The sequence below is a fragment of the Pseudemcibacter aquimaris genome (genome assembly GCF_028869115.1).
Lineage (GTDB): Bacteria > Pseudomonadota > Alphaproteobacteria > Sphingomonadales > Emcibacteraceae > Pseudemcibacter > Pseudemcibacter aquimaris.
This window is the reverse complement of the sequence record NZ_CP079800.1, coordinates 2901983-2926326: the sequence shown is the minus strand read 5'-3', so window position 1 is coordinate 2926326 and position 24344 is coordinate 2901983. Positions and strand designations below refer to the sequence as shown.

25 protein-coding genes are annotated in these 24344 nt (G+C 41.4%); 8 read left to right on the top strand and 17 right to left on the bottom strand.

What is annotated here, in order from left to right:
* Nucleotide 1: 1 nt before the first annotated feature.
* The 6 genes from lepA to rpmI form a co-directional block, all read right to left on the bottom strand.
* Entirely contained in the window at nt 2-1807 is a 1806-nt protein-coding gene (lepA, locus tag KW060_RS13780; protein WP_249035969.1) for a translation elongation factor 4, read from the bottom strand.
* A gap of 82 nt (nt 1808-1889) precedes the next feature.
* Nucleotides 1890-2876 carry a methyltransferase domain-containing protein gene (locus KW060_RS13775; RefSeq protein WP_249035968.1) on the bottom strand — a complete coding sequence of 329 codons (987 nt, stop codon included), beginning with the start codon at nt 2874-2876 and terminating at the stop codon, nt 1890-1892.
* A 97-nt stretch (nt 2877-2973) separates the two neighbouring features.
* The gene (gene pheT, locus KW060_RS13770) at nt 2974-5364 is read right to left on the bottom strand and encodes a phenylalanine--tRNA ligase subunit beta (RefSeq protein WP_249035967.1); all 2391 of its coding nucleotides are present in this window, start codon (nt 5362-5364) and stop codon (nt 2974-2976) included.
* 1 nt (nt 5365) lies between these two features.
* Nucleotides 5366-6457: a phenylalanine--tRNA ligase subunit alpha gene (gene pheS / locus KW060_RS13765; protein ID WP_249035966.1), complete on the bottom strand. Its 1092-nt coding sequence runs from the start codon at nt 6455-6457 to the stop codon at nt 5366-5368.
* A gap of 116 nt (nt 6458-6573) precedes the next feature.
* Nucleotides 6574-6930 carry a 50S ribosomal protein L20 gene (gene rplT / locus KW060_RS13760; RefSeq protein WP_249035965.1) on the bottom strand — a complete coding sequence of 119 codons (357 nt, stop codon included), beginning with the start codon at nt 6928-6930 and terminating at the stop codon, nt 6574-6576.
* A 12-nt stretch (nt 6931-6942) separates the two neighbouring features.
* Complete coding sequence (rpmI, locus tag KW060_RS13755) at nt 6943-7140, bottom strand: 50S ribosomal protein L35 (RefSeq protein WP_249035964.1); 198 nt, start codon at nt 7138-7140, stop codon at nt 6943-6945.
* A 245-nt stretch (nt 7141-7385) separates the two neighbouring features.
* On the opposite strand from rpmI, the gene KW060_RS13750 reads away from it, so the two are divergent.
* Entirely contained in the window at nt 7386-8291 is a 906-nt protein-coding gene (locus KW060_RS13750; protein ID WP_249035963.1) for a TraB/GumN family protein, read from the top strand.
* A complete protein-coding gene (locus KW060_RS13745; RefSeq protein WP_249035962.1) occupies nt 8291-8632 on the top strand; it encodes a tRNA-binding protein in 342 nt (113 codons plus the stop codon). The genes KW060_RS13750 and KW060_RS13745 overlap by 1 nt, the downstream gene beginning before the upstream one ends.
* A gap of 6 nt (nt 8633-8638) precedes the next feature.
* Here the strand turns inward: KW060_RS13745 and KW060_RS13740 are convergent, their stop codons facing one another.
* Nucleotides 8639-9508, bottom strand: a complete 870-nt coding sequence (locus KW060_RS13740; RefSeq protein ID WP_249035961.1) for a LysR family transcriptional regulator — start codon at nt 9506-9508, stop codon at nt 8639-8641.
* Nucleotides 9509-9608: 100 nt separating this feature from the next.
* Here KW060_RS13740 and KW060_RS13735 point away from each other — a divergent pair, with 100 nt between their 5' ends.
* Nucleotides 9609-9890, top strand: coding sequence for a DUF1330 domain-containing protein (locus KW060_RS13735; protein WP_249035960.1), 282 nt, complete (start codon nt 9609-9611; stop codon nt 9888-9890).
* A gap of 53 nt (nt 9891-9943) precedes the next feature.
* Here KW060_RS13735 and KW060_RS13730 read toward each other — a convergent pair whose 3' ends face one another.
* From KW060_RS13730 to thrS, 3 genes are all read right to left on the bottom strand, one after another.
* Nucleotides 9944-10687: an outer membrane beta-barrel protein gene (locus tag KW060_RS13730; RefSeq protein ID WP_249035959.1), complete on the bottom strand. Its 744-nt coding sequence runs from the start codon at nt 10685-10687 to the stop codon at nt 9944-9946.
* A gap of 339 nt (nt 10688-11026) precedes the next feature.
* Entirely contained in the window at nt 11027-11548 is a 522-nt protein-coding gene (infC, locus tag KW060_RS13725; protein ID WP_249035958.1) for a translation initiation factor IF-3, read from the bottom strand.
* Between the two features lie 69 nt (nt 11549-11617).
* The gene (thrS, locus tag KW060_RS13720) at nt 11618-13552 is read right to left on the bottom strand and encodes a threonine--tRNA ligase (RefSeq protein ID WP_249035957.1); all 1935 of its coding nucleotides are present in this window, start codon (nt 13550-13552) and stop codon (nt 11618-11620) included.
* Between the two features lie 155 nt (nt 13553-13707).
* Between thrS and KW060_RS13715 the strand changes: the two genes are divergently transcribed.
* On the top strand, nt 13708-14457 hold the full coding sequence (locus KW060_RS13715) for an alpha/beta hydrolase (RefSeq protein ID WP_249035956.1): 750 nt from the start codon (nt 13708-13710) through the stop codon (nt 14455-14457).
* On the opposite strand, the gene KW060_RS13710 is transcribed toward KW060_RS13715, so the two are convergent.
* Nucleotides 14425-15258 (bottom strand): SDR family oxidoreductase, encoded by an 834-nt coding sequence (locus KW060_RS13710; protein ID WP_249035955.1) that lies wholly within the window; start codon nt 15256-15258, stop codon nt 14425-14427. The genes KW060_RS13715 and KW060_RS13710 overlap by 33 nt on opposite strands.
* An 81-nt stretch (nt 15259-15339) precedes the next feature.
* On the opposite strand from KW060_RS13710, the gene KW060_RS13705 reads away from it, so the two are divergent.
* Nucleotides 15340-16122 (top strand): tetratricopeptide repeat protein, encoded by a 783-nt coding sequence (locus KW060_RS13705; protein ID WP_249035954.1) that lies wholly within the window; start codon nt 15340-15342, stop codon nt 16120-16122.
* Here the strand turns inward: KW060_RS13705 and queG are convergent.
* Entirely contained in the window at nt 16119-17228 is a 1110-nt protein-coding gene (gene queG, locus KW060_RS13700) for a tRNA epoxyqueuosine(34) reductase QueG (RefSeq protein WP_249035953.1), read from the bottom strand. The two genes, KW060_RS13705 and queG, sit on opposite strands and share 4 nt — an antisense overlap.
* Before the next feature lies 1 nt (nt 17229).
* Nucleotides 17230-17898 carry a glutathione S-transferase family protein gene (locus KW060_RS13695; protein WP_249035952.1) on the bottom strand — a complete coding sequence of 223 codons (669 nt, stop codon included), beginning with the start codon at nt 17896-17898 and terminating at the stop codon, nt 17230-17232.
* 123 nt (nt 17899-18021) lie between these two features.
* On the opposite strand from KW060_RS13695, the gene KW060_RS13690 reads away from it, so the two are divergent.
* Complete coding sequence (locus tag KW060_RS13690) at nt 18022-18639, top strand: cation efflux transmembrane domain-containing protein (RefSeq protein WP_249035951.1); 618 nt, start codon at nt 18022-18024, stop codon at nt 18637-18639.
* A 12-nt stretch (nt 18640-18651) separates the two neighbouring features.
* On the opposite strand, the gene KW060_RS13685 is transcribed toward KW060_RS13690, so the two are convergent.
* Nucleotides 18652-18885 (bottom strand): DUF3126 family protein, encoded by a 234-nt coding sequence (locus tag KW060_RS13685; RefSeq protein ID WP_249035950.1) that lies wholly within the window; start codon nt 18883-18885, stop codon nt 18652-18654.
* Nucleotides 18882-19490: a hypothetical protein gene (locus tag KW060_RS13680; RefSeq protein WP_249035949.1), complete on the bottom strand. Its 609-nt coding sequence runs from the start codon at nt 19488-19490 to the stop codon at nt 18882-18884. Before KW060_RS13680 ends, KW060_RS13685 begins: the two co-directional genes overlap by 4 nt.
* 295 nt (nt 19491-19785) lie before the next feature.
* On the opposite strand from KW060_RS13680, the gene KW060_RS13675 reads away from it, so the two are divergent.
* Both KW060_RS13675 and KW060_RS13670 read left to right on the top strand, forming a co-directional pair.
* The gene (locus KW060_RS13675) at nt 19786-20160 is read left to right on the top strand and encodes an energy transducer TonB (protein ID WP_249035948.1); all 375 of its coding nucleotides are present in this window, start codon (nt 19786-19788) and stop codon (nt 20158-20160) included.
* A gap of 355 nt (nt 20161-20515) precedes the next feature.
* Nucleotides 20516-20884 (top strand): energy transducer TonB, encoded by a 369-nt coding sequence (locus tag KW060_RS13670; RefSeq protein WP_249035947.1) that lies wholly within the window; start codon nt 20516-20518, stop codon nt 20882-20884.
* Nucleotides 20885-20965: 81 nt separating this feature from the next.
* Here the strand turns inward: KW060_RS13670 and KW060_RS13665 are convergent, their stop codons facing one another.
* Both KW060_RS13665 and KW060_RS13660 read right to left on the bottom strand, forming a co-directional pair.
* Nucleotides 20966-23059 (bottom strand): methyl-accepting chemotaxis protein, encoded by a 2094-nt coding sequence (locus KW060_RS13665; RefSeq protein ID WP_249035946.1) that lies wholly within the window; start codon nt 23057-23059, stop codon nt 20966-20968.
* A 248-nt stretch (nt 23060-23307) separates the two neighbouring features.
* Entirely contained in the window at nt 23308-24333 is a 1026-nt protein-coding gene (locus tag KW060_RS13660) for a peptidyl-alpha-hydroxyglycine alpha-amidating lyase family protein (RefSeq protein WP_249035945.1), read from the bottom strand.
* Nucleotides 24334-24344 lie beyond the last annotated feature (11 nt).

The following is a 24344-nucleotide window of genomic DNA, read 5'->3' as shown; positions in this document are numbered from 1 at the left end:
CCTACTTATCGTCGCCCATTTTAAGAGCGGCGATGAAGGCCTCATGCGGGATATCCACTTTCCCGTATTGGCGCATTTTCTTCTTACCTTTTTTCTGTTTTTCAAGCAGCTTGCGTTTACGACTGATGTCACCGCCATAACATTTGGCGGTTACGTCTTTACGCATGGCGCTGATGGTTTCACGGGCGATGATTTTTCCGCCAATGGCTGCCTGAATTGGAATTTTAAACAGTTGGCGTGGGATTAGGTCTTTTAAGCGTTCACAAAGCGCTCTACCGCGATATTCGGCCTGACTACGGTGCACCATCATACTAAGCGCATCAACAGGTTCTGCATTTACGAGAATGGAAAGTTTTACAAGGTCGCCTTCGCGATATTCATCCATTTGATAATCGAAACTGGCATATCCACGTGTGATTGATTTGAGCTTGTCATAGAAATCATAAACAACTTCGTTTAGAGGCAAGCTATAAACAACCATGGCGCGGGTGCCGGCATATGTGAGCTCGATTTGTTCGCCACGTTTTTCCTGACAAAGAGTAAGAACCGCACCCAAATATTCATCGGGCACAAGTATTGTTGCCTTGATCCATGGTTCTTCCATATGGCTGATTAGGGTCACATCCGGCATATCGGCCGGATTATGCAGTTCAGTGACTTCGCCTTTATTCATGTGAAGTTTATAAATAACGCTTGGTGATGTAGTGATGATATCAAGATCAAATTCACGCATCAGGCGTTCCTGGATGATCTCCAGATGAAGCATACCGAGGAAACCACAACGGAAACCGTATCCAAGGGCCGCTGATGTTTCGGTTTCAAATTCGAAACTGGCATCATTAAGGCGCAATTTATGCATGCTTTCGCGAAGGGCTTCGAAGTCCGCAGCATCCGCAGGGAATAATCCACAGAAAACCACACTTTGAACTGGTTTAAAGCCGGGAAGGGCTTCGGGGGTTTCATTTTTAAATTCGGTAACCGTATCACCAACGTGTGTTTGTGATACTTCTTTAATGGAGGCAGTGAAGAAACCAACTTCGCCCGGGCCAAGTTCATCAACAAGAGTATCTTTTGGTTTAAAGACGCCGACACGGTCAATAAGATGATCCGAATCCGCATTCATCATTTTCACACGCATGCCTTTTTTAAGCTTGCCATCAATGATGCGCACAAGAACCATCACCCCAAGGTATGTGTCATACCAACTATCCACAAGCAGTGCTTTTAACGGTGCCGTATCATCCCCTTCAGGTGGAGGTAGAATTTCAACAATGCTTTCCATCATTTCTTCGATGCCGACACCGGTTTTCGCAGAAACGCTGATGGCGCCGGATGCATCAATACCGATCACATCTTCGATCTGGGCACGAACCTGTTCTGGCTCTGCGGCGGGCAGATCGATTTTATTTAACACTGGAACCAGTTCGTGATCATTGTCGATTGCCTGATATACATTGGCAAGGGTTTGTGCTTCTACGCCCTGACTGGCATCAACAACAAGGATTGATCCTTCGCAGGCGTAAAGACAGCGACTTACTTCGTAAGAGAAGTCAACATGGCCCGGTGTATCCATTAAGTTTAGCACATAAGTTTCGCCGTTCTTCGCGGTATATTCCAAACGCACCGTTTGTGCTTTAATAGTAATGCCGCGTTCGCGCTCGATATCCATGTTATCAAGGACCTGTTCCTTCATTTCACGGTCGGATAATCCGCCGCAGAATTGAATCATACGGTCAGCAAGGGTCGATTTCCCATGGTCAATATGGGCAACGATGGAAAAATTTCTTATGTGCGATAAATCTGTCATGAAGGGGCTTTTATCATTAGTTAGCCATAACATACAAGTCTGCTGAGCTATATTTATGAGAAATTACAACGATAATTGCCGATTATTTAATCTCAGAGGGCTTATACGCCAGAAAACGCCATGCTCTGACGTGTCCTTCTTTCATAATCTTTGATCTGAGCATCCAGAATTCTGCCTCTTTTACCAATCTTTGAATGGTTTCAGATTTATCTTCAGGATGATTATGAAGGCTTTCAATCACGTCACTGACACCAGCCCAGCTGCGAGCAATCATATCGATATATTGATCTGTGATGTCTTCGTTTACGCGCAGCACATAACCACAATCAGTCAGCAGTTGTTCCATGATTTCATTAGGAATTGGGAATGGTTGTGTCGGTTCCTGACGTAACCATTTCTGAACGTCTTTATTACCAAGAGAATCCATACTTGCGAGCGTATAATCGTTAATCAGGAAAAGACCGCTGTCTTTTAAGTTTTCAAAAACACTTTTTAATAGTCTTGGTTTATCATCAACCGTGTATAAGGCCTCTTTGGAATAGGCGCGGTCAAACGTTCTTTCAAAGGGGTTTTTACCGTTTGGATCGTAATGCTGAATAGGGGCTTTGCTTTCAAGGCCCGCTTTGGTGGAAAGTTCCATACCTCTTTCGGCGAGTTGTTCAGATTCTTCGAAACCAGTGATCCATGCACCAAACTCTTCGGCGAGAACTCGTGAGGGTCCACCAAGACCAGCGCCAATAACGGCGACACTCATTTTAGGGGTCATACCAAGAAGTTTTGACATACTGGTCACATATTCGGAACCACCAGGACCACAATAACCCTCACCCCATATAAGTTGTGCGGTTTCAAGTCGCTGATTATCCCAAACAAGAGCGTCCGGAGTGCGGCCTTCTAATTCCCGCGTTTCCGTTTCCAACTTTGGTTCTGGCTCAGCCTGTTTCTGAAGTTCTTCTTCAACGTCGTTGCCACTGGCTAACGCTGCCCTGACATCATCAAGGTCATAGCCCTCCCACCAGGCTTTCATGCGCCATTTCATTGGAACTTTTTGTTCTTCTTGTCCGGCCATTGTAAATAGTACCCACTCGAAATTTCTACTGTGGGTACTATAATAACATGATCTTTATATATGGTTAATATATAACGTTATCTCTTAAAAACGGCGGCTACCTTAGTGTTCCGCCTGCTTTTTTCGCGACAAGATCGATAATTTTCTGTCTTAGTGATTCGATTTCATCATCTGTCATGGTGCGGTCCATTGGTTGGAAACGCACATTAACAGCAACAGATTTCTTATCATCATCGATGCCTTTACCCCAATAAACATCAAAGACATTAATGTTATCGATAAGCTTTTTATCAGCACTGCCTACTACTTTTATAATCTGTTCAGCAGGCAGATCTTTATCAACAACAAATGCGAAATCACGTTCAACCGCTTGATAATCAGATGATTTAAGCGGCCCACGGCTGTTGCCAGATTTTGACCTTGGTAATGGAATGTTGCCAAGCATAATTTCAAAACCAATCAGTGGACCGGTCACATCAAGCTTTTTAAGAACGGCCGGGTGAATTTCACCGAAATACGCCATAATATTTTTAGGGCCAAGACGAATAACACCGCTTCTGCCCGGGTGATACCAATCTGGTGCTTCCGCAACGACCTGTGCATTATCGGCATTTACGCCGATAGCCTTAAGGATTGCCATTGCGTCTGCCTTAGCATCATATACGTCAACAGATGACGGTGCATCTTTCCAGTGACGGTCATGATTTTCACCGCGACGAATACCAGCAAGCACATATTGTTGTCCTTCTGGTGTATCGGACAGGAATTGATTGCCAGCTTCAAAAAGCGCAACATTTTTAAAACCACGGTCCACATTACGCCCAGCCGCCGTAATCAGGTTCGGAAGCAGGTTAGGGCGCATGGCATCCAAATCAGAACTAACCGGATTATCCAGAACCATATTTGATGCGAGATCGCCGAAAATTTTTGCATGCTCACTCGGGATAAATGACCATGTCACAGCTTCACGTAAACCAAGGCCAGCCGCTGTGCGTTTCGCCATACGAATGCGGCGTTGCATCGGGTTAAGGCCAGTGACAATATCACGTGATGAAGCCGGTAATGGCTCAACACGGATTTTATCATAACCGTGGATACGTAATACTTCTTCAACCAGGTCAGGTTCGCGGTCGATATCACAGCGCCATGATGGTGTTGTGACCTCAAGTGTTGCACCGTTATCTTCAACTTTGAAATCAAGGCGTTCTAGAATTGAAATAACGTCCGATTTTTCAATGTCAACACCACCAAGTTCAGCGACACGTTCCGGACGCATCGTCAAAGTTTTGCTAATGGTTGGGGCTTCACCTGCGAGGTACACTTCGCTTGGCTCACCACCACACATATCAAGAATAAGGCGTGTTGCAAGTTCAATACCATCTTCAACAGTAGCCGGATCAACACCGCGTTCAAAACGGTAACGGGCATCACTTTCGATATTCAGTTTACGACCCGTCATCGCCGTGCGGATTGGATCAAACCACGCGCATTCAAGAAATACATTGGTTGTATCATCATAAGTGCCGCTGTTTTCGCCGCCCATGATGCCACCGATGGAACTGATGCCGTTATCATCAGCGATAATGCAGGCTTCATCGTCAAAGGTATGTTCTTTTTCATCAAGTGCCACGAGCGTTTCACCAGATTTGGATAGACGGATGGTTAGGTCGCCTTTGATGTTATCGGCATCAAATACATGAAGCGGGCGTCCATAATCGTGGGTCAGGAAGTTTGTAATATCTACGAGCGCTGAAATCGGCTTCATTCCCAGTGATATTAGACGACGTTGCATCCATTCAGGGGAAGGGCCATTTTTAACGCCGCGGATATAACGACCAGCGAAAACAGGACAAGCATCATTGCTTTCGATGTTCACTTTAATCGGGCTTTCAAATTTGCCTTCAACCTTTGATGTGTCTGGTTTTTTTAGGGTGCCAAGACCAGCCGCCGCGAGATCGCGTGCGATACCATAAACACCAAGGGCATCCTGATGGTTTGGCGTGATGGCAATTTCAATCATTGGATCATTCAGTTTGGCATATTCCGCAAAACTCACGCCAACAGGTGCATCATCCGGCAATTCAATAATGCCGTCATGATCATCACCAAGACCAAGTTCGCGTTCGGAACACATCATACCATTACTATCAACACCGCGGATGTTGGTTGGTTTCAGCTTCATTCCGCTATCCGGAATGGTGCAGCCATTTGGTGCAAATGCACCGATCAAGCCGGTTTTTGCGTTATGTGCGCCGCAAACAACCTGAATTGTTTCGCTTCCGTTATTAACAGTACAAACACGTAATTTATCGGCATTTGGATGTTGAACCGCTTCTTCGATTTTTGCAATTACGAATGGTTTTAGGGCTTCTGTTGGGTCATTGACCTCTTCGACCTCAAGTCCAATTGCAGTTAAGGTTTCAGAAATTGTGTTCAGATCAGCATCTGTATCAAGATATGTTTTAAGCCAGGATAGTGTGAATTTCATTTTATTTACTCCCCTTTACGCTTGAGGATCTTGTACTGAGTGACGGGATATCCAATGCTTGGAAACCATAATGTTTTAACCAACGAAGATCAGCCGCGAAGAAATCACGTAAATCCGGAATACCCCATTTAAGCATTGCAATACGGTCAAGACCAAGACCGAATGCAAATCCTTGGTATTCTTTCGGATCAAGGTTTACATTTTCAAGAACGCGTTCATTGACCATGCCACAACCCATAATTTCGAGCCAATCATCGCCTTCTCCGATAAGTACTTCGCCGTCTTTAAACGAGCAACCGATGTCCACTTCCGCGGATGGTTCCGTGAACGGGAAATAGCTTGGGCGGAAACGAATTTTTACGTCATCAATTTCAAAGAATTTGCGTGCAAATTCCTCAATACACCATTTCAGATGACCCATATGGATATCTTTATCAATCACAAGGGCTTCTACCTGATGGAACATTGGTGTGTGTGTTGCGTCGCTGTCGTTTCTGTATGTGCGGCCCGGCGCAATAATGCGGTAAGGTGGTTCACCCGCCATCATCGTACGAATTTGCACTGGGGATGTATGTGTGCGAAGTACTTTACGGTTACCTTCGTCGTCTTCCGGGAAATAGAATGTATCATGCATTTGACGGGCAGGGTGTGATTCCGGAATATTAAGCGCCGTGAAGTTATAGAAATCTTCTTCAATCTCTGGACCTTCTGCCACACTGAAGCCCATTTCAGTGAAAATTTCGGTTACTTCATCAATCACTTGGGTGATCGGGTGAATGCTACCGTTTTCCTCATTCGCGCGTGAAAGGGTGATGTCAACGCGTTCTTCTTCTAACTTTTTATTAAGCTCTTCAGTTTCTAATTCTTCTTTGCGGTTAACAATGGCACCATTTAAAGAATTTTTAAGTTGATTTAATTTTGGGCCAAATTCTTTCTTTTCTTCGACAGTCATTTTGCCCAGCTCGCGCATTAATAGACTGACACGTCCTTTTTTGCCAAGCTCAGCAATCCTGAGCGCCTCTAGCGCATCCATATCTGAAGCCGCGGTAATATTCGCGGTGATTTCCGTTTCCAGTGATTGGAGGTCCTGCATTGTTTCCTACCCAAATAATTTAATAAAAATAATTTAAACTGAATTTAAAGAAAAAGGAGCCTACTGCCAAGCGGCAGGCTCCTCAAACTTGATATTTTTTTGAACCGAGGTTCAGCTTATGCAAGTGCAGATTTTGCTTGTTCTGCGATTGCTTTAAATGCTGCTGGTTCACGAACGGCTATGTCAGCCAGAACTTTACGGTCAAGTTCGACGCCTGCTAATTTTAGGCCGTTCATAAATCGTGAATATGTTAAACCTTCAAGGCGGGCCGCAGCGTTAATACGCTGGATCCATAGCGCGCGGAATTGGCGCTTCTTAACTTTACGGTCGCGATATGCATATTGGCCTGCTTTTTCAACAGCCTGCATCGCAACGCGAATAGTATTTTTACGACGACCGCGGTAACCTTTAGCGGCTTTTAAAACTTTTTTGTGACGGGCTTTAGTTGTTGTACCCCGTTTTACGTGTGCCATGTTATTGCTCCATTAACCGTAAGGCATAAATTTTTTCACAATACGTGCGTCCTGGTCACTAAGAACAGTTGTACCACGTTGATTGCGAATTTGTTTGTTTGTGCGTTTAATCATACCGTGCTGTTTACCAGCTTGTGATGACTTAACTTTGCCTGAGGCGGTAAGTTTGAAGCGTTTTTTCGCGCCACTTTTCGTCTTCAATTTGGGCATTTAGCTTTCCTTCTAAATAAATAATCGACCTAGATCGATAAGCTTTACGAGCGAATAGGCATGCCCTAACAGGCCAGACCGCTCAATGAAGGGTGGTGTATAGCTTGGATTTCAAGTGATTGCAAGTATAATTAGCAATAAAATAAAGCATTAAAATTAAAAGAAATTTTGACAATAAGTTGACATATTTACAAGTCAAATTAACAATGAAATCAAAATTTTATTAATCTCGAAAGAATCGAATTATGACGATGGGTCTATTGCAAAAATTTAAACGAGTGTTTATCGCGGTCATTTTTTTCCATGTAATGGTGATTTCTGCTATTGCACAAGAAACAATCAATGCGACGCCAGCCATGTGGCTGATTGAAAAGGGCGAGGCAAAAACTTATATGCTCGGCTCAATTCATCTGCTTCCGCCAGAGGTGAAATGGTACGAGGGCAGAATTGAGAATATCGTTAATGACGCCGACGAAGTTGTTTTCGAGGTTCATATGACACCGGAAAAGCAGAGATTAGCGCAGCAAATTACACTTCAGAACGGTATGTTAACACCTGGTGATAATCTTGGTAATTATATGAGTGCAGAAGAATTGGAATTCGTGAAAACAAAAGCAACTGAATTCGGTATTCCGGCGGCATCAGTTGTCAATTTTAAGCCATGGTTTGCATCGGTTGCTTTATCCGTAAGCGCAATCATTAGGGAAGGGTGGAACCCGGAATCAGGTGTCGATAAATATATTGATGGTATTGCTACCTCTAAAAACATTCCAATTTCCGAACTGGAAACATTGGAAGCACAGATGAAGACACTTTATGATCACCCGCTTGAAGTTCAGGCAGCCATGCTTATTGATACACTTCAGCAATTACAGGATATCAAAGAAGTCACAATGGGAATGATTAATTCCTGGGCGGATGGTGACGAGGATAAAATGGTGGAAACTTTGATCGTTCCCATGAAAAAGCAGGAAGAGGTATATCAAAAACTTCTAATTGAACGGAACCAGAGCTGGATCCCTGTTATTGAGAATTTGATCAATAAACAGCAAACAACATTGATTGTAGCAGGGGCAGCCCATTTTGTGGGTGATGATGGCGTCATCAAAATGTTACGCGATAAAGGTTATGATGTTAAAAAGGTACAGTGATGAGTGACACAATAAGCTGGGATGATTTTCAAAAGGTAGAATTAAAAGTAGGAACGGTGGTTCGCGCCGAAGAATTTCCGGAAGCAAGAAAGCCGGCCTATAAAGTATGGGTGGATTTTGGTGGAGATCTGGGAATTAAAAAATCAAGTGCACAAATTACCGTTCATTATAAACCGGAAGAACTTATTGGCCGCCAAATTGTCGGCGTGGTTAATTTTCCGCCAATGCAAATAGGACCTATCAAATCGGAATTCCTGCTTACCGGTTTTTATGATGATGATGGTGCCGTCATCATCGCGCAACCGGAACGACCTGTTCCTAATGGAGCTAGATTGGCCTAGCGTAAATTAATTACTTTCGATTATATGTTTTTGAGATTTGATGTGTTCGGCAAAAAAATCCAAAAATGTGCGAATTCTGGGTACTTGTCGTAAATCTGCATGCACCAAAAGCCATATGTCACGACTGCTGACGATTTTATCGGGATTTATCCTTGCAAGAGTTGGGTCACTTTCTCCTATAAAACATGGAAGAATAGTTGCACCAATACCCATGCGGACGGCTTCAAGTAAGGATGATACGGAATCGCATCTTAATCTGCACATTTCATCGGGAATATTCTGTGCCAGTGCCGGCCAGGTTGGATTATCTGCACCATCATCCCAATTTAACCACACCATTGAATTTTGATCGTTTTTATATCTTTCGTAGTAAGATTGCGATGCATAGGCCGCAAAGGTGGCTGTTGCTAATTTTCGGCCAAATAAATCTTCCTTGGGGTTGTTTGTCGCAAATAATGCAACATCGCCTTTCTTCATATTTGGATCAATTGATTGTGTATGAATTCTCAAATTAATTTTGGGATGCTGTTTTAGAAATTCTGAAGTGATCGATAGTATTAAATGGTTCGAAAGAATATCTGTTGTCACCACATGAATGGTTCCAGTTTCTTCGTTATTATGTGCGGAAATTGTTTGATTGATTTGTTCAACTTCTTTTTCCAATCTTAAAGCGCCATCATAATATTTTTGACCCGTAAGGCTTAGGGTGTTTCGTTTGGCCGTTCCGATGAATAAATTTTGTCCGATTTTTTCTTCAATAGTTTGAAGTCGTCTGGACACAGTGCTTTGATCAAGTCCGAGTATTTTTGCACCTGCTGTGATTGAGCCGGCGCGTGCAACTGCAAGGAAAATGCGTATATCATCCCAATTTTTCATCCATGCAATTTAGCATACTTTATATGTATTTCTATTTATTTACTGAAAAATTGCATAATTTTATAAAAATGGCTCTAGTTAATAACAAAGGAACTTACAGATGACTGCTTATTTCGTAGCTCGCTTTAAAATTAAAGATGCTGGCGCACTTGCCTCTTATTCACAAGAGGCAGGACCGATTATTAAATCTTTTGGTGGAGAGCTTTTATTTAAGGGAGGGGCCGATCAGATATTAACGGGTGAAATAACCTTGCCAAATATTGCCGTGTTTCAATTTCCTGATCAAAGTCAATTAGATGCATTTTATAATTCTGATGATTATAAAGCCTTGAAGATTGCCCGAGAAAAAGGCGCAGAAATGGTGCTTTCCGCGCATCAGTAAGAAAATATTCACCCACCGTGAATTGGTGTTTGCGGTGGGTGATTAGTTTGATGCTAGAAATTAATCACAAGGCCGCCGGTAACGACCGTATCACGAATTCTTAATTCATCAATTTCACCGGCCTTATAAAGATTATGTAAGGCTTTTACGCGTATGCCGAATTGTTCACTGAGCTTAAATTCTGCGGCCATGCCGAATGAGAAACCATTCCCATTTTCATCTAAGGTGCTAATGGTTGCGCCATTGGTATCTGTGGTTATGCTATCCGCTTTAGTGGCACCAATACCCACCAATGCATAAGCAATAAGATCTCTATTTTGCCCCATAGCTTTACCAGCGGTTAAATAAAGGCCAGAAATCAATTTGGAATCAAACGTGCGGGTATTGCAGCAATCAACCACAGAACTTGACGCTGATGATGATAACGCGCTTAATTCAAATCCATAAAGCCAATTATTTTCCAAAATTTCACGGTAGCCAAGTGTTGCGCCAAAAGCGCCACCTGAATTGTTTGTAACCGGGAAATTTTCCCAATCCCCACTTGTTACGGATTTATTTGTTGAGCTTCCTGCTTCAAGAACGAAATAAAGGTTTTTTGTTTTTCCTGATGAGCTGGACGTGGTTGCAACAGCCGCAGTAGTCGCCGCCCCACCCATTAATAATGGGTCATACGTTTGAGACTGATTTCTACTTCCTGAATTTGATGTCGCGGTTTTGTCTTTGTTATTTTCAATGGTTTGCGCGGTCGCCGCAAAAGGTAATAAAGATAGTAAAATAAAAACGATAATGTTTTTCATTATATGCCCCAATGGTTAAAGATGATGATTTTAGAAGCATAAGATCAAACAATTATATGTCAATAATTTGACGTGTTTTATACGCAAAAAACCCGCCGAGTGTTTCCACATAACGGCGGGTCCCTTTTGCATCTATACTGTAAGTTCAGCTGACCCTTATCAATACAGAATGTAGTGCTACCAATGGGCGCACTTTCGCAGATATAATATCATAATATTGGCTATTTTTCAAAAATGCTGAATTTTCAAAATGTTATAAATCGGTGTTATAAAACGACTCGTAAAAACAAAAAAAGCAGGCCTTAAAGCCTGCTTTAAAAATAAATATTGGATGCCCGTTTATTTTGGTGCCATGATCATGATCATTTGACGCCCTTCCATCTTTGGCATCTGTTCGATCTTTGTCACTTCCGCGAATTGTTCGCGTACACGGTTAAGAACTTCCATACCAAGTTCCTGATGGGCCATTTCGCGGCCACGGTAACGAAGTGTTACTTTTACTTTATCACCAGCGTTTAGGAATTTATCAATAGAACGCATTTTGACATCATAGTCATGCTTTTCAATCCCCGGACGGAGTTTGATTTCCTTAACATCAACAGTTTTTTGCTTTTTCTTGGCGAGTGAAGCTTTTTTCTGTGCTTCATATTTATATTTGCCATAGTCCAGAATTTTACAAACCGGTGGAGTAGCATTCGGCGATATTTCAACGAGATCCAGACCTGCATTTTTTGCCATTTCAATGGCTTTTGCAATTGGTACTGCACCATGGTTTTCACCAGTCTCGTCAATTAATCTTACTTCTTCTTCAAGAATATCCTCGTTGACCCGTGGTCCTTTTTTTGACGCGGGGCCCTGCATTGGTCGCTTAGCTATTTATTTTCTCCATTGTTTGTTAAATCCCTTCCTATTATATCCAAAAATCCTAAATTATCGTAAATCTGGATCAGTAGACTCGATGACAAGTTTATTAATTGCGTCAGTTAAATCAAGGGTTTCCTGATTTTTTGACCCAAGTCTTCTTACTGTAATTGTATTATTTTCTGCTTCACGGCCACCTGCGACGAAAATCGCGGGAACTTTTGCATGTGAATGTTCACGAATTTTATAATTGATTTTTTCGTTTCTTAGATCGAAATCAGCGCGCAGTCCTGCGGCTTTTAATTTCTCGTAAACTTCTTTTACATAATCATCCTGATCCGAAGTAATGCCGGTGACAACAACCTGTGTGGGCGCAAGCCACATCGGGAAGCGTCCCGCATGGTTTTCGATTAGAATACCGATAAAACGTTCAAATGACCCAAGGATCGCACGGTGAAGCATCACAGGGCGGTGCTTATTATTATCGGCGCCGATGTAGTTGGCGTCAAGGCGTTCCGGCAGTACGAAATCAACCTGAAGCGTGCCACATTGCCAGTCACGGCCGATGGCATCGGTAAGCACGAATTCAAGTTTTGGTCCGTAAAATGCACCTTCGCCTGGGTTTAATGTATATTCAAGCCCCACATGTTCAACGGCATCGATCAGGCATTTTTCTGCCTCATCCCAAACTTCATCAGAACCGGCACGTGTTTCTGGACGGTCAGAGAATTTGACCTTCACTTCTTCAAAGCCAAAATCCTTATAAATTTCAAGAAGCATATTACAGAATGTTTCTGTTTCTTCTGTGATTTTATCTTTTTCACAGAAAATATGGGCATCATCCTGTACGAATGAACGAACGCGCATCAGTCCGTGAAGGGCACCCGACGGTTCATAACGGTGACAGCTTCCAAATTCGGCAAGACGCATCGGTAGGTCACGGTAACTGACCAGACCTTGATTGAAAACCTGCACATGACATGGGCAGTTCATTGGCTTAAGTGCAAATGTGCGTTCTTCTGAATCTGTGGTGTACATATGTTCACGGAATTTTTCCCAGTGACCGGAATCTTCCCATAACTTACGGTCAACAAGTTTCGGGGTGTTAATTTCCTGATATCCGTGTGCGCGTTGTTTACGGCGCATGTAACCTTCGATCTGTGTGTAAATGGTCCAGCCGTTTGGATGCCAGAATGGCATGCCGGCGGCTTCTTCCTGAAAATGGAAAAGATTTAATTCTTTACCCAGTTTACGGTGATCGCGCTTTTCGGCTTCTTCAAGACGGTGAAGATAGGCTTTAAGTTCTTTTTTATCGCGCCATGCTGTACCGTAAACGCGTTGTAGCATTTCATTTTCACTGTCACCACGCCAGTAAGCGCCTGCCACATTCATCAATTTGAATGTATCGCCACCAAGGTATTTGGTGCTTGGTAAATGTGGTCCACGACATAGGTCAATGAAGTCACCCTGTTTATACAGAGTAATCGGTTCATTTGACGGAATGCTCGCGATGATTTCTGCTTTATATTCTTCACCCATGTTGCGGAAAAATTCTACGGCCTCGTCACGTGGCATTTCGGTGCGGATAATTTCTTCGTCGCGGGCAACGATTTCTTTCATGCGTTTTTCAATTTTTTCCAGATCATCCGGTGTAAATGGTTCTTCGCGTGCGAAGTCATAATAGAAACCATTTTCAATAGCAGGGCCGATTGTCACTTGAGTATCCGGGTATAATTCTTTCACCGCTTCCGCAAGAATATGCGCCGCATCATGGCGAATGATTTCAAGTGCTTCTTCATCGCGTTTTGTGATGATGGATACTTCGGCGTCTTCCGTTATTTCACGTGACAGATCCCATTGTTCGCCGTTAACGACGATTACAATCGCAGCCTTGGCAAGACCAGGGCCAATATCTTGAGCAAGCGTCATACCTGTCACCGGTCCATCAAATTTGCGGACGCTGCCATCTGGCAGGGTTAAGGCTACTTCTCTATTTGCGTTCATTAGGATCTCATCTTTTCTACTATTGACATCAATGCAGGAATTTATCCAACTTGGGCTTCAAGTCAAGTAATCATACGTTAAAAATGCTTAAAAAATAAGGATTTCAATATATATTATGATATATTCCCGAAAATAATAATAATCGAGAAGTTAATATGAGTGAAGAACCCCAATTTTTAACTGGCGAAGAAGGTCGCCAGATCGCATATCATAAAACAAATGGTACTGGTCCGACCGTCATTTTTTGTGGCGGTTATATGTCCGATATGGAAGGTACAAAAGCAATCTTTCTTGAAAACGCTTGTAAGGATTTGGGGCTGTCTTTCGTGCGTTTTGATTATTCCGGTCACGGCCGGTCATCAGAAGATTTTGTAGATGGCACAATCGGCAAATGGACTGAGGACGCGCTTAGTGTTGTTGATCAATTGACGGATGGTGATCTTATCGTGATTGGATCCAGTATGGGTGGCTGGGTTGGATTACTTGTATCTCTTGCTAGAAAGACCCAAGTAAAAGCCTATATCGGCATCGCAGCGGCACCAGATTTCACGCGTGAGCTTATGTGGGAAAAATATTCTGATGAGATCAGGGAAACATTAAAACGTGATGGTGTCTATCTGGAACCATCGGAATATAGCGATGAACCATATCGTGTCTCTTATGGACTTATTCAGGATGGTGAAAATCATATTTTGCTGAATAATGCCATTGATCTTGATTGTCCGGTGCGCCTTTTCCACGGCCTTAAGGACGCGGATGTGCCATATGAATATTCGTCACGTATCGCTGATAGGGTCGTTAGCGAAGACGTGATTATCAGTTTTAATAAAACCGGTGACCATAGGCTTTCCAGTGATGCTGACCTTGATCGGTTAAAGGCTGCGCTTGTCGAGCTCGTCAAATAAGGCGCTATAGCCTTCTTTATACGATGGGTATTTCGGCGCCCAATTAAATGCCTTTTTAACGTGATCATTTTTGACACGTTTATTATCCGCATAAAAGCTTCTTAATGCGGGGCTGATATCGGTACCTGCAATATTTTTGCCTTCAATCAACGGCAAATCCAAATGATCACAAATATAATCAAGCACATCTGCGGTGGATGCTGGTGTGTCATCCGATAGATTATAAATACCGGGGATTGGTGTATCCATTGAGGTCACGAGTGCTGAAACAATGTCATCCACATGAATACGTGAAAAGACGTGGTTTTCTTTTATGATTTTTCTGGCTGTACCCGTTTTAACTGATTTTATTTGATTGCGGTCCGGACCATAAATGCCAGCGAGCCTGAATATGTGAAGCGGAATATCAAGAGATCTCCATTGTTTTTCAGCATTCAATCGTTGCTCGCCGCGTTCCCCGCTTGGGGTTTCGGGTGTTTTTTCATCAACCCAATCCCCATTATGGTCACCATAAATACTGGTTGCGGATAAATAACCAACCCATTTTAATGATGGAAGTTTTTCAATATCTGTTCCATGAAAATGAAAGACAGGATCACCAATATCTGCCATTGGTGGTGTTGATATTAATATATGTGTAACCTCTTTAAGATGGCGTTCTATATATTCTATTGGCCCCGTACCATTAAAACAAATTTCCCCGTGATCCCGTCGTGTGCCGGAATATTGCCATTTTTCTTTTGATAATGACGAAATTAGTCTTGTGGCTGTATATCCTTGCCCGAAACAAAAAAGGTTCATGATGGTCCAGTTTATTCAGTTTGCATTTTTCAGGATTATATTTATACAGTGAATGATAACCCAAATACAGGCATATCAATTATGAAATACATGGTTTTCTTTATTTTATTGTTCAGTTCACCAGCATTGGCACAAGTGTCAAGTGACGCTGATCAGGCAAAAAAATATATGGCGTGTATTGAAGAAGTTGAAAAAGATAGCAAGAAATCCTTGATCACAGCGAAAGAATGGCATGTTAATGGTGGCGGTGTTCCTGCACAGCATTGCGAGGCATTATCTCTTTATCAACAATCAAGGTATGATGAGGCAGCAGAAATACTGGAAATGATTGCAGAAAAAGTTTCCAAAGGCGAAGACATTGGAAGCTTCGCTGCGCAAAATACGGATCTTCTTTCATCGCAATTAAGATATCTTGCCGCCAGATCATGGCAAATGGCTGAAAAATATGATCAGGCTTATCATGTTTATACGGTTGCAATCTTGGCGCTCGAAAAAATACCGGCGCTTACGTATGATTTTTATATTGAGCGTGGATTATTACAAGCGGACCGTGAAGAATATCAAAGTGCTGTTGAAGATTTCGCCAATGCGTTAAAGATAAATTATGAACGCATAGATGCGTTTTTATATCGTGCGGAAACATTCCGCAAAATGGGTGAGCATGTAAAAGCACGGCTTGATTTGAACGAGGCGTTAATACTTGAACCCAATCATCCTGACATCCTTTTTGAAAGCGGTGCCAATTACCGTATGTTAAATCAGGATGCCAAAGCGCGCGTTGAATGGCGAAAAATTATTGAAAAATATCCTGAGACCGATTTACAGAAACTGGCTGAAGATAATTTGAAACTTATTGATGGTTAACCCCATTCAGCAAGAACATCATCATCACATTCTTGACCAATATGTTTTTCTTTAAAATTCATAAACTGATCTTCAGAACATAGTTCATTTAATGCCCAAACGGCCATGGCCCTTATGTAAGGGCTTTCTTCATTTAATTTATCGGTTAGAAGTGGGATAAAATTTTTATTATCACTATTACCAATGGCAATCATAACATTGCGAATGAAATAATCGCGACCAATACGTTTGATGGGGGAGCCGGAGAAAACTGTTCTGAAGGTTGGATCATCAAGCATGGCAAGATCACTTAATTTTGGAAAGTCCAATTCAATTCGCGAATGGAATTGTTTTTCATCTGTTCTGACCGCGAATTTATTCCATGGGCAAACTGATAAACAATCGTCACAACCATAAATGCGGTTACCCATCGGTTTTCTAAACTCTTTATCAATGTGGCCTTTATATTCAATGGTCAGGTAAGAAATGCATTTGCGGGCATCCAGTTTATAAGGGGCAGGGAAAGCTTTCGTCGGACAAATATCAAGGCATGACTGGCATGACCCACATTGATTGCTATGTTTTTCGTCAGGTTCAATGTCAAGTGTTGTGAAAATGCTGCCAATGAATAACCATGAACCAAAATCATTGCTGACGAGATTGGTATGTTTTCCTTGCCAACCGAGGCCGGATTTTTCTGCGAGTGGTTTTTCCATGACGGGTGCTGTATCAACGAATACTTTGACTTCGGCGTCATATTTGCGGTGGACCTCGCGGGCAATTTGTTTAAGCCGTTTTTTGACAATATCGTGATAATCCTTCCCTAAAGCATATACGGATATATTGCCGTATTCTTTTAGTTCTAGAAAATCCAGCGGATTTGTACTCGGGCCATAATTTTTCCCAAGCATGATAATGGATTTTGTATCCGGCCAAAGTGTCAGTGGATCTTTACGTCTATCCGCTTTTTCTTCCATCCATTTCATTTCGCCATGAAATTCATTTTTGATGAAATCATCAAAATGTGATGCATTTTCATGTAAATCTGTTGGAAGTGTAAAACGCACAACATCAAACCCCGCGGCTTGCGCCAATTCGGTTATGTCCTGCTTTATTGTATTTATCATTTTAAAAGTCGGGATTGCTGTAATGTTTGGACGGGATAAAACCAGCGATATTGTCTTTCAGAATTTTCTGCATGGATGGGCGTGATTTGATGCGCGCATACCAGTCACGTGCTTCCGGATAATGATCCCATGGTACATCACCAAAAAAATCGACGCATGAAATATGCGCTGCCGCTGCAATATCGGCATATGAAAAATCATCACCAGCCAACCAATTTCGTCTATCCGTCAGGTACGAAATATACTGTAAGTGATGTTTGATGTTTTGATTGGCAAAACGGATGGCCGCGGCTTCTGTCTCACCCATCTTAAGATATCTTTTCATCACTTTTTCACTAATGACAAGTTCGGTTACCTCTGTATTGAATTTATCATCAAACCATTCAGTTAATCTTCTGACCTCCGCTTTTTCAGAAGGCGTTTTGCCTAAAAGTGGAAATTGATCATATGCTTCATCAAGATATTCCGTTAGTGCCACATTGCCGCAAATGGTGCTTCCATCTTCTTCGATCAGAATAGGAACAGTACCCGCCGGATTAAGCACAAGAAATTCGTGCCTGCGCTTCCATGGAAGCTCAAGTTCAAGTTCAAATTCCATCTCTTTTTCCAGCATGGCGATGCGAATTTTTCTGGAAAATGGGGAAAACCAATAATGATATAAGTGACGCATTTTGTTAATTTATCCTCCAAATGCGAAAAGTCATAGTCAAAAGTAAGCCTATATAGTAAAATCATAAATTGTGTCATTAAAAAAGACACTATCAAGAAGTTATTATCGAATTAGGGCTTATCTATGGCTTGTTGTGATCATGACATTCAAGAAGACCAGTTGAAAGTGGATAGCTTTCGCAAGGCGCTTTGGGTTGTATTTATAATCAATGCAGTCATGTTCATTGTCGAGTTCAGCACAGCTTTTTATGCCAATTCAGTATCACTGCAGGCAGATGCATTAGATTTCCTTGGGGATTCCATGACATACGGTGTGACCTTACTTGTTCTGGGAAGTTCATTAAAGGTAAGAGCATCAGTTGCAATGCTAAAAGGGATCAGCATGGGGGTGCTCGGAATATGGATTTTTGCCAGAACATTTACGAATGCCAGTGAAGCCATAGTACCGCTTGCCGGTGTAATGGGAACCGTGGGTATTGTTGCACTGGTCGCGAATGTGGTAAGTGCGGTTCTTCTGTATCAGTTCAGAACTGGCGATAGTAACATGCGATCAATCTGGCTTTGTTCCAGAAATGATGCCATCGGTAATTTAGCAATCATTATTGCAGCATCAGGCGTATTTGCCACCAATACAGGTTGGCCAGATTTTATCGTGGCTGTATTGATGGCAACATTATCCACCGTCGCAAGTGTTCAAATCATCAAACAAGCGTCCAGTGAACTTAAAACCGTTAGTTCTTAATTCGCAGTGATTTTAGATTAGTGACGCGTCCGCAGCGTTTGGAAGATCCATTTCCAGAATGGCCATGTTAAAGGCATAGGATACCTCACCCTCGTCTTCGTCGCGGTAAATAACACCGATGAATTCATCGCCCAAATGTACTTCCATACTGTCATCAGCAGATTGACTTTTCTTCAAAGTGAATTGTGTGCTGTCGAATTTGCTGTTTAGGTATTTCTGGATGCGCAAAACTTCTGTTCTGGTCATTGGGGTTCCTCGAATAATGAATTAAGCCTCTTTATATAGGGGCTGATGATCTTAATATTTTCATTATTAATATAATTTGGATCATTCAGTAATGCTACCCCGTTTTCAATTTTTTGTAATAAGGTTTGTTTTTGATCGTTGCTGATATATCTGTTTTTGGCGATCGTTTCTTTTTGGCTTTCCATTTCATTAATAATGTCTGCAATGGATTTATTATCCCCAGGTGGTGGGTTATTTAAATGATAGGCGGCGTGCGCATTCATAATACGGTCACCGGTATTTGCCCATTCTGCTGCAGAATTGAAATTATGTTTTTTTATCGCTTCAATAAAATTTGGATAAGTGGGATGCGCTTCTAATGATTTTAAATTGCCGCTAATGGGGGTTTTGGATGGCATATCGTTAGGCGAGAGATTAAGAATCGATTCTTTTTCCGCATCAGGATTTTGTTTTTCATACGCATTTAACGCTGTTTCTATGGTCTTTAAAGAGCTTAAATAACGTTCGATTTCGCTGGAATTTAATGGATTTTGTGCATTTGCGGTAAAAAAATTAAGAAATATCAAAAAAAATGAAATTTTTAACGTGTTTAATGTGTTTTTCACGACAAATAATCCTTAAAGTTGTTTTTTTTCAGTGCGTTAACAGCACAATATATAAATAAATTTATTTAAATTATATAAAATTTTTTGGCAATTTTAGGGCGAAAAACCTTTAAAATAAGCCATTTTTAATTAGTTAAAATTTTATCATTAAGTTTCAGTTTACCATTTCTACATATAGTTTCAATTGCGGATGAGGTTTCCCAAAATTTTAAAAGTGAGTTTCACAAATGGGCCGGGGAATTTCTATTAAGTTACTAAGTATAGACTAAAGTGATTAGAGATTAGGAGTATTAAAATGGGCAAGTTAAGTAAAGTAATGGTATCAGTATTCGTTGCAGTTACAATGGCAGTAGCCGGATTCGCAACAACAGCAAATGCACAAGACATCAGTGGCTGGCAAAAAGAAGTCACTAAGAAAATTGCTAAAAAGCAAACATATCCACGTGCAGCACTTCGTAAAGAACTTGAGGGCAGAATTAAAGTTGAAATCAATGTAGACCGTGAAGGCAACATCGTTGCTCACTCAGTTACAGAATCATCAGGTCATGATGTACTTGACCGTGAAATTCCAAAACTGATGAAACGTGTAAGCCCACTTCCTGCACCACCTGCAGGCGCATCTGATGCACAGCTTACAATGGTTGTTCCACTAGCTTGGGCACTACAATAAGACTAGTATAAATACAACCATATATATTATATAAAGTAGCCCCGGTTTGCCGGGGCTTTTTGTTTGCGTGAATGAAAAATTGCGATTTTTTATGTGATTCGTGAAAAATATTGAAAAATTTTGTTTTTACTAAAAAATGAAATTTTTGTTGTAAAATATAGCTTTAAATCAAATTTAATTTTAAAAAATGAAGTTTTTATCACAAAATTGTGAAAAAAATTTAGATAAAATTTTATATTTAAACTTTTGTATACTTTTTATGACTATAACTATCCTTAGTTGAATAACCCGAAAGGGATTTAGTTAAGTAAAATAGTTTTTTAAGTTAAGTCAAAATACAGTTGGAGAGATTAAAATGAGTATTAAGACAATCGTATCAGTAGTAGTAGCATCTTTTATCGCGATTTCAGGTTTCGCAACATCTGCACAAGCAGCAGACATCAGCGGATGGCAAAAAGAAGTTTCTAAGAAAATTGCTAAAAAACAAACATATCCACGTGCAGCACTTCGTAAAGAACTTGAGGGCAAAGTTCAGGTTGAAATTAATGTAGACCGTGAAGGCAATATCGTTGCACATTCAATCAAGGCATCATCAGGCCACGATGTTCTTGATCGTGAGATCCCAAAGCTTATGAAGCGTGTAAGCCCGCTTCCAACACCACCTGCTGATGCATCAGACGCACAGCTAACAATGGTTGTTCCACTTGCATGGGCTCTGCAATAAAATATTTTAAAATTTAAAAAGAAAAAGCTCCGGTAAATTTTTACCGGAGCTTTTTTTTATGGGAGGGTTGTGGATTATTTTTTAACTTTCTTTTCTGATGTTAATCAGGAAGTCATTAAATTCCACATTTAGATATTCGGTTTGTTTTTCTAATTCCACAGTGGCATCAAGAACGTTTCTGGCGACCTGGTCGGAACTTTCAGCTTTTAATGTTACTTCATCAATATCAGATAGTAATGAGGTCATATCATTGGCAGCTTCCATTACGCTTCGTTCAATAATGTTGCTGGTTTCGGTTTGGTTATCGACGGCTTCTGCGATTGATAAGGCCATTGAAGTCATATTTTCAATAGCATTTTTCAAGTCGGACATGGTTTCAACTGTTTTTTCAGTGGATGAAATCATTTCAGTGACTTGTTTTTCAATTTCAATTGTTGCGTTTGATGATTGTGACGCAAGGTTCTTTACTTCATTGGCAACAACAGCAAACCCTTTGCCTGCTTCACCGGCACGTGCTGATTCGATTGTGGCATTAAGTGCTAATAATTGTGTTTGTTCGGCAATATCCTGAATAAGGGCTATTACATTTCTAATTTGTGATGTTGATTCGGATAATGTGATGACCTGATTTTGTGAATTGTTTAAAACCAATGTGGCTTCATCAGCAATGGACCTTGATTTTTGGGTTTCAATGTTAATTTGTGAAATTGCGTCATCCATTTTGTACATACCGTTTGAAACCTGCTTAACGTTATTTTGTGTTTTGGTTGAGCTGGCCTTTGCGGTTATGGATAGTGAATTGGTTTTATCAATATTGCTTTTTAATTCCTGTGTGCTGCTTCTTAATTGTGCAGTCATGGTTGATACTGTCGTTACAATATTAGAAACTTTTTCTTCCAAAGCAGATGCGAGAGAAAGCTGTGCCATACGTTGTTCTTGTTGATTGGCGATCATTCGCTCTTCTCGTCTTTTTTGTCTTTCCTGTTCTTCTTTTTCTTGTTCTAGTTTACGTGCGGCTTCTGCACGTCTTGCTTCTTCTGCGGTTTTAATTCTTTCCTCGGATAGACGTTCCATTTCAAATGAATTTTGTCTAAATATTTCTGCAGCTTTTGCAAGTTTGCCGATTTCATCAGGTCTGTCTTGATATGGAATACGTGATGATTTTTCCCCGGATGCTAGCGATGATACAGTTTCTGAAATTTTTGTGAGTGGTTTTGAAACGGATCTACCAATGAAGTACGCAAGCAATATTGCACCAAGCCCGCCAAATAATAATCCATTTCTATTTTCTGCTTGAACCTCATCCACTTGGGTAAGCATTCCTGTGAGTGCGTCTGATTGGTCGCTATATGCTTTATCCTTTAAGCTTGCTGTTAAAGCTTCAATGGCTTTTGCTTGATCTGATAATTGTTGAAGGGCTTCGCTCATGGCGATGTTAACGGCATAATTTTGCCGGATGTTTTGGCGTATAAGACCGTTATCACGGCTGGCGAACCGTAGGGCTGATTTCTCTCTACGGCTTAAACTTCTTAACGCCATGTTTGCGTTACGGATTATGGTATCAAGCTCTTCGGATGCGTTGATGGCAAGTTCATAATCCTGTTCGCTATATGATCCAAGATAATCCAGACTGGATTGTGTGATTTTTTGCTGAAGCGCGGTTATTTCAGCAGCTTTGGAGCTAACGTCCGTATTTTCTTGAGCGCCAAGGAATTCTTTTAAAGTAACAGATGATGTGTTTAATTTTGTTAAACCCATAAAAATAACCTGTAGAGCATCATCGTTGCTTCCAAGGCGGCCAACAATCTGATCAAAAATCTGGTCAAAACTTTTGGATGAATTATTAATTTCTGTGACCATATCTTCCTGATTGGTATGCGAAATAATCTCAAGCATACGTTCACGCGATGTCAGCGTTTTTTCACGTTGTTCTTCGACGGTCAATCTGTCTTGCTCTAATCCTGAAAAAGCAAGTGTTCTAATCGCGGCAACTTGGCTGGTTACACTTTCAGTATAAAGGTTCACGCTTTGAACAACATCGGATACTTCAACGATTTGATTTGTGGTTGCGCCTAGTGTGGACAATTTTGATGATGAATAAAAATTTACAATTGTCAGCGCCAGAATGACGGCAATAAAGCCAACCAATATGCGCGTTGAAATAGATTTGGTCATTTTTCTGCTCTCTTATGTATTCATTTCCCACCTGAATGAATCGGTACTAAATACTCGGCGCACTATGGACGCTCTTGCAGAAAAAAATATGTCAGAAATATTACAATTACATGTCAGCTATATTGTATTTATGTGACAATGTTAATTGTTGTTAAGTCATGAGAATTAAACGAAATAAAAAAAACGATGTACCCTGAATTTGTCAGGATACATCGTGTTAACTTTATATAATCTTTGTTATATGAATCTTAGTAAGGGCTAGGCAAAGTACCGCGTGGAACATATTTTCTAAGATTTCTTTCTTCCACTTCTGCGCCGTAAACGTTGCCTTCATCATCGGCTGTTACACCTTCTGCACGGCTAAAGGCAACGCCCTTGTCAGGATCAGGAATGAATGCCGTTACCCAACCTGTTTTCGCACTACCTATGCGAATGCCGCGGTCCCATCCAGGGTTACGTGTGCCGCCTGAATTACTTTCACTATCGGCAACATAAAGAATATCATTGGCATCGATATAAACACCGCTTGGGCGGCCAAATTGACGCCATGAATTGATAAATTCTCCGTCTTGAGTGAAAATTTGAATTCGGTCATTGTATCTGTCTGCGACAAATAGACGTCCTTGACTATCCATAGCCAAACTATGTGGTTCATACATTTCACCGAACTCAGCACCGTCACCACCAAATTCCATGATGTACTCGCCTTTGCTGTTGTATTTTACAACACGATTATTGCCACGTGGTGAGTGACCATCGGCAACGAAAATATCACCGTTTGGTGCAACGAGTACATCGCATGGTTGGTCAAATGTATAGGCACCTTTACCCGCTTTACCGGCTTGTCCAAGGGACATTAATAATTCGCCGTCTGGACTAAATTTATGAACTTGATGGCCAACACCACGTTCTTCGTCACCGCGACCATCAGCGATCCACACATTGCCATCTGGGTCAACATGGATACCATGTGGCCATACGATTAAACCTTTACCGAATGTTTTAAGAATTTTACCGTCTTTGCTGATTTGCATAACAGGATCAATATCCGGCGTATCCAGACAGTTGCCGTTTGCGCCACAACGTTCTGCGGCCCAAATGGTTCCGTCACCACCGTAATAAACGGTACTGGTTGAACCCCATTTACGACCGTCAGGCAGTTCTGCCCATACGCCTTCTATTTCTTCATATGGCATATCTTGCGCTTTGGATGCACTGGTTATCGCGACCGATGCAGCACCGGCAAGCAGTGCAATTTTTAGTAAGTTTTTCATTTCCTTCTCCT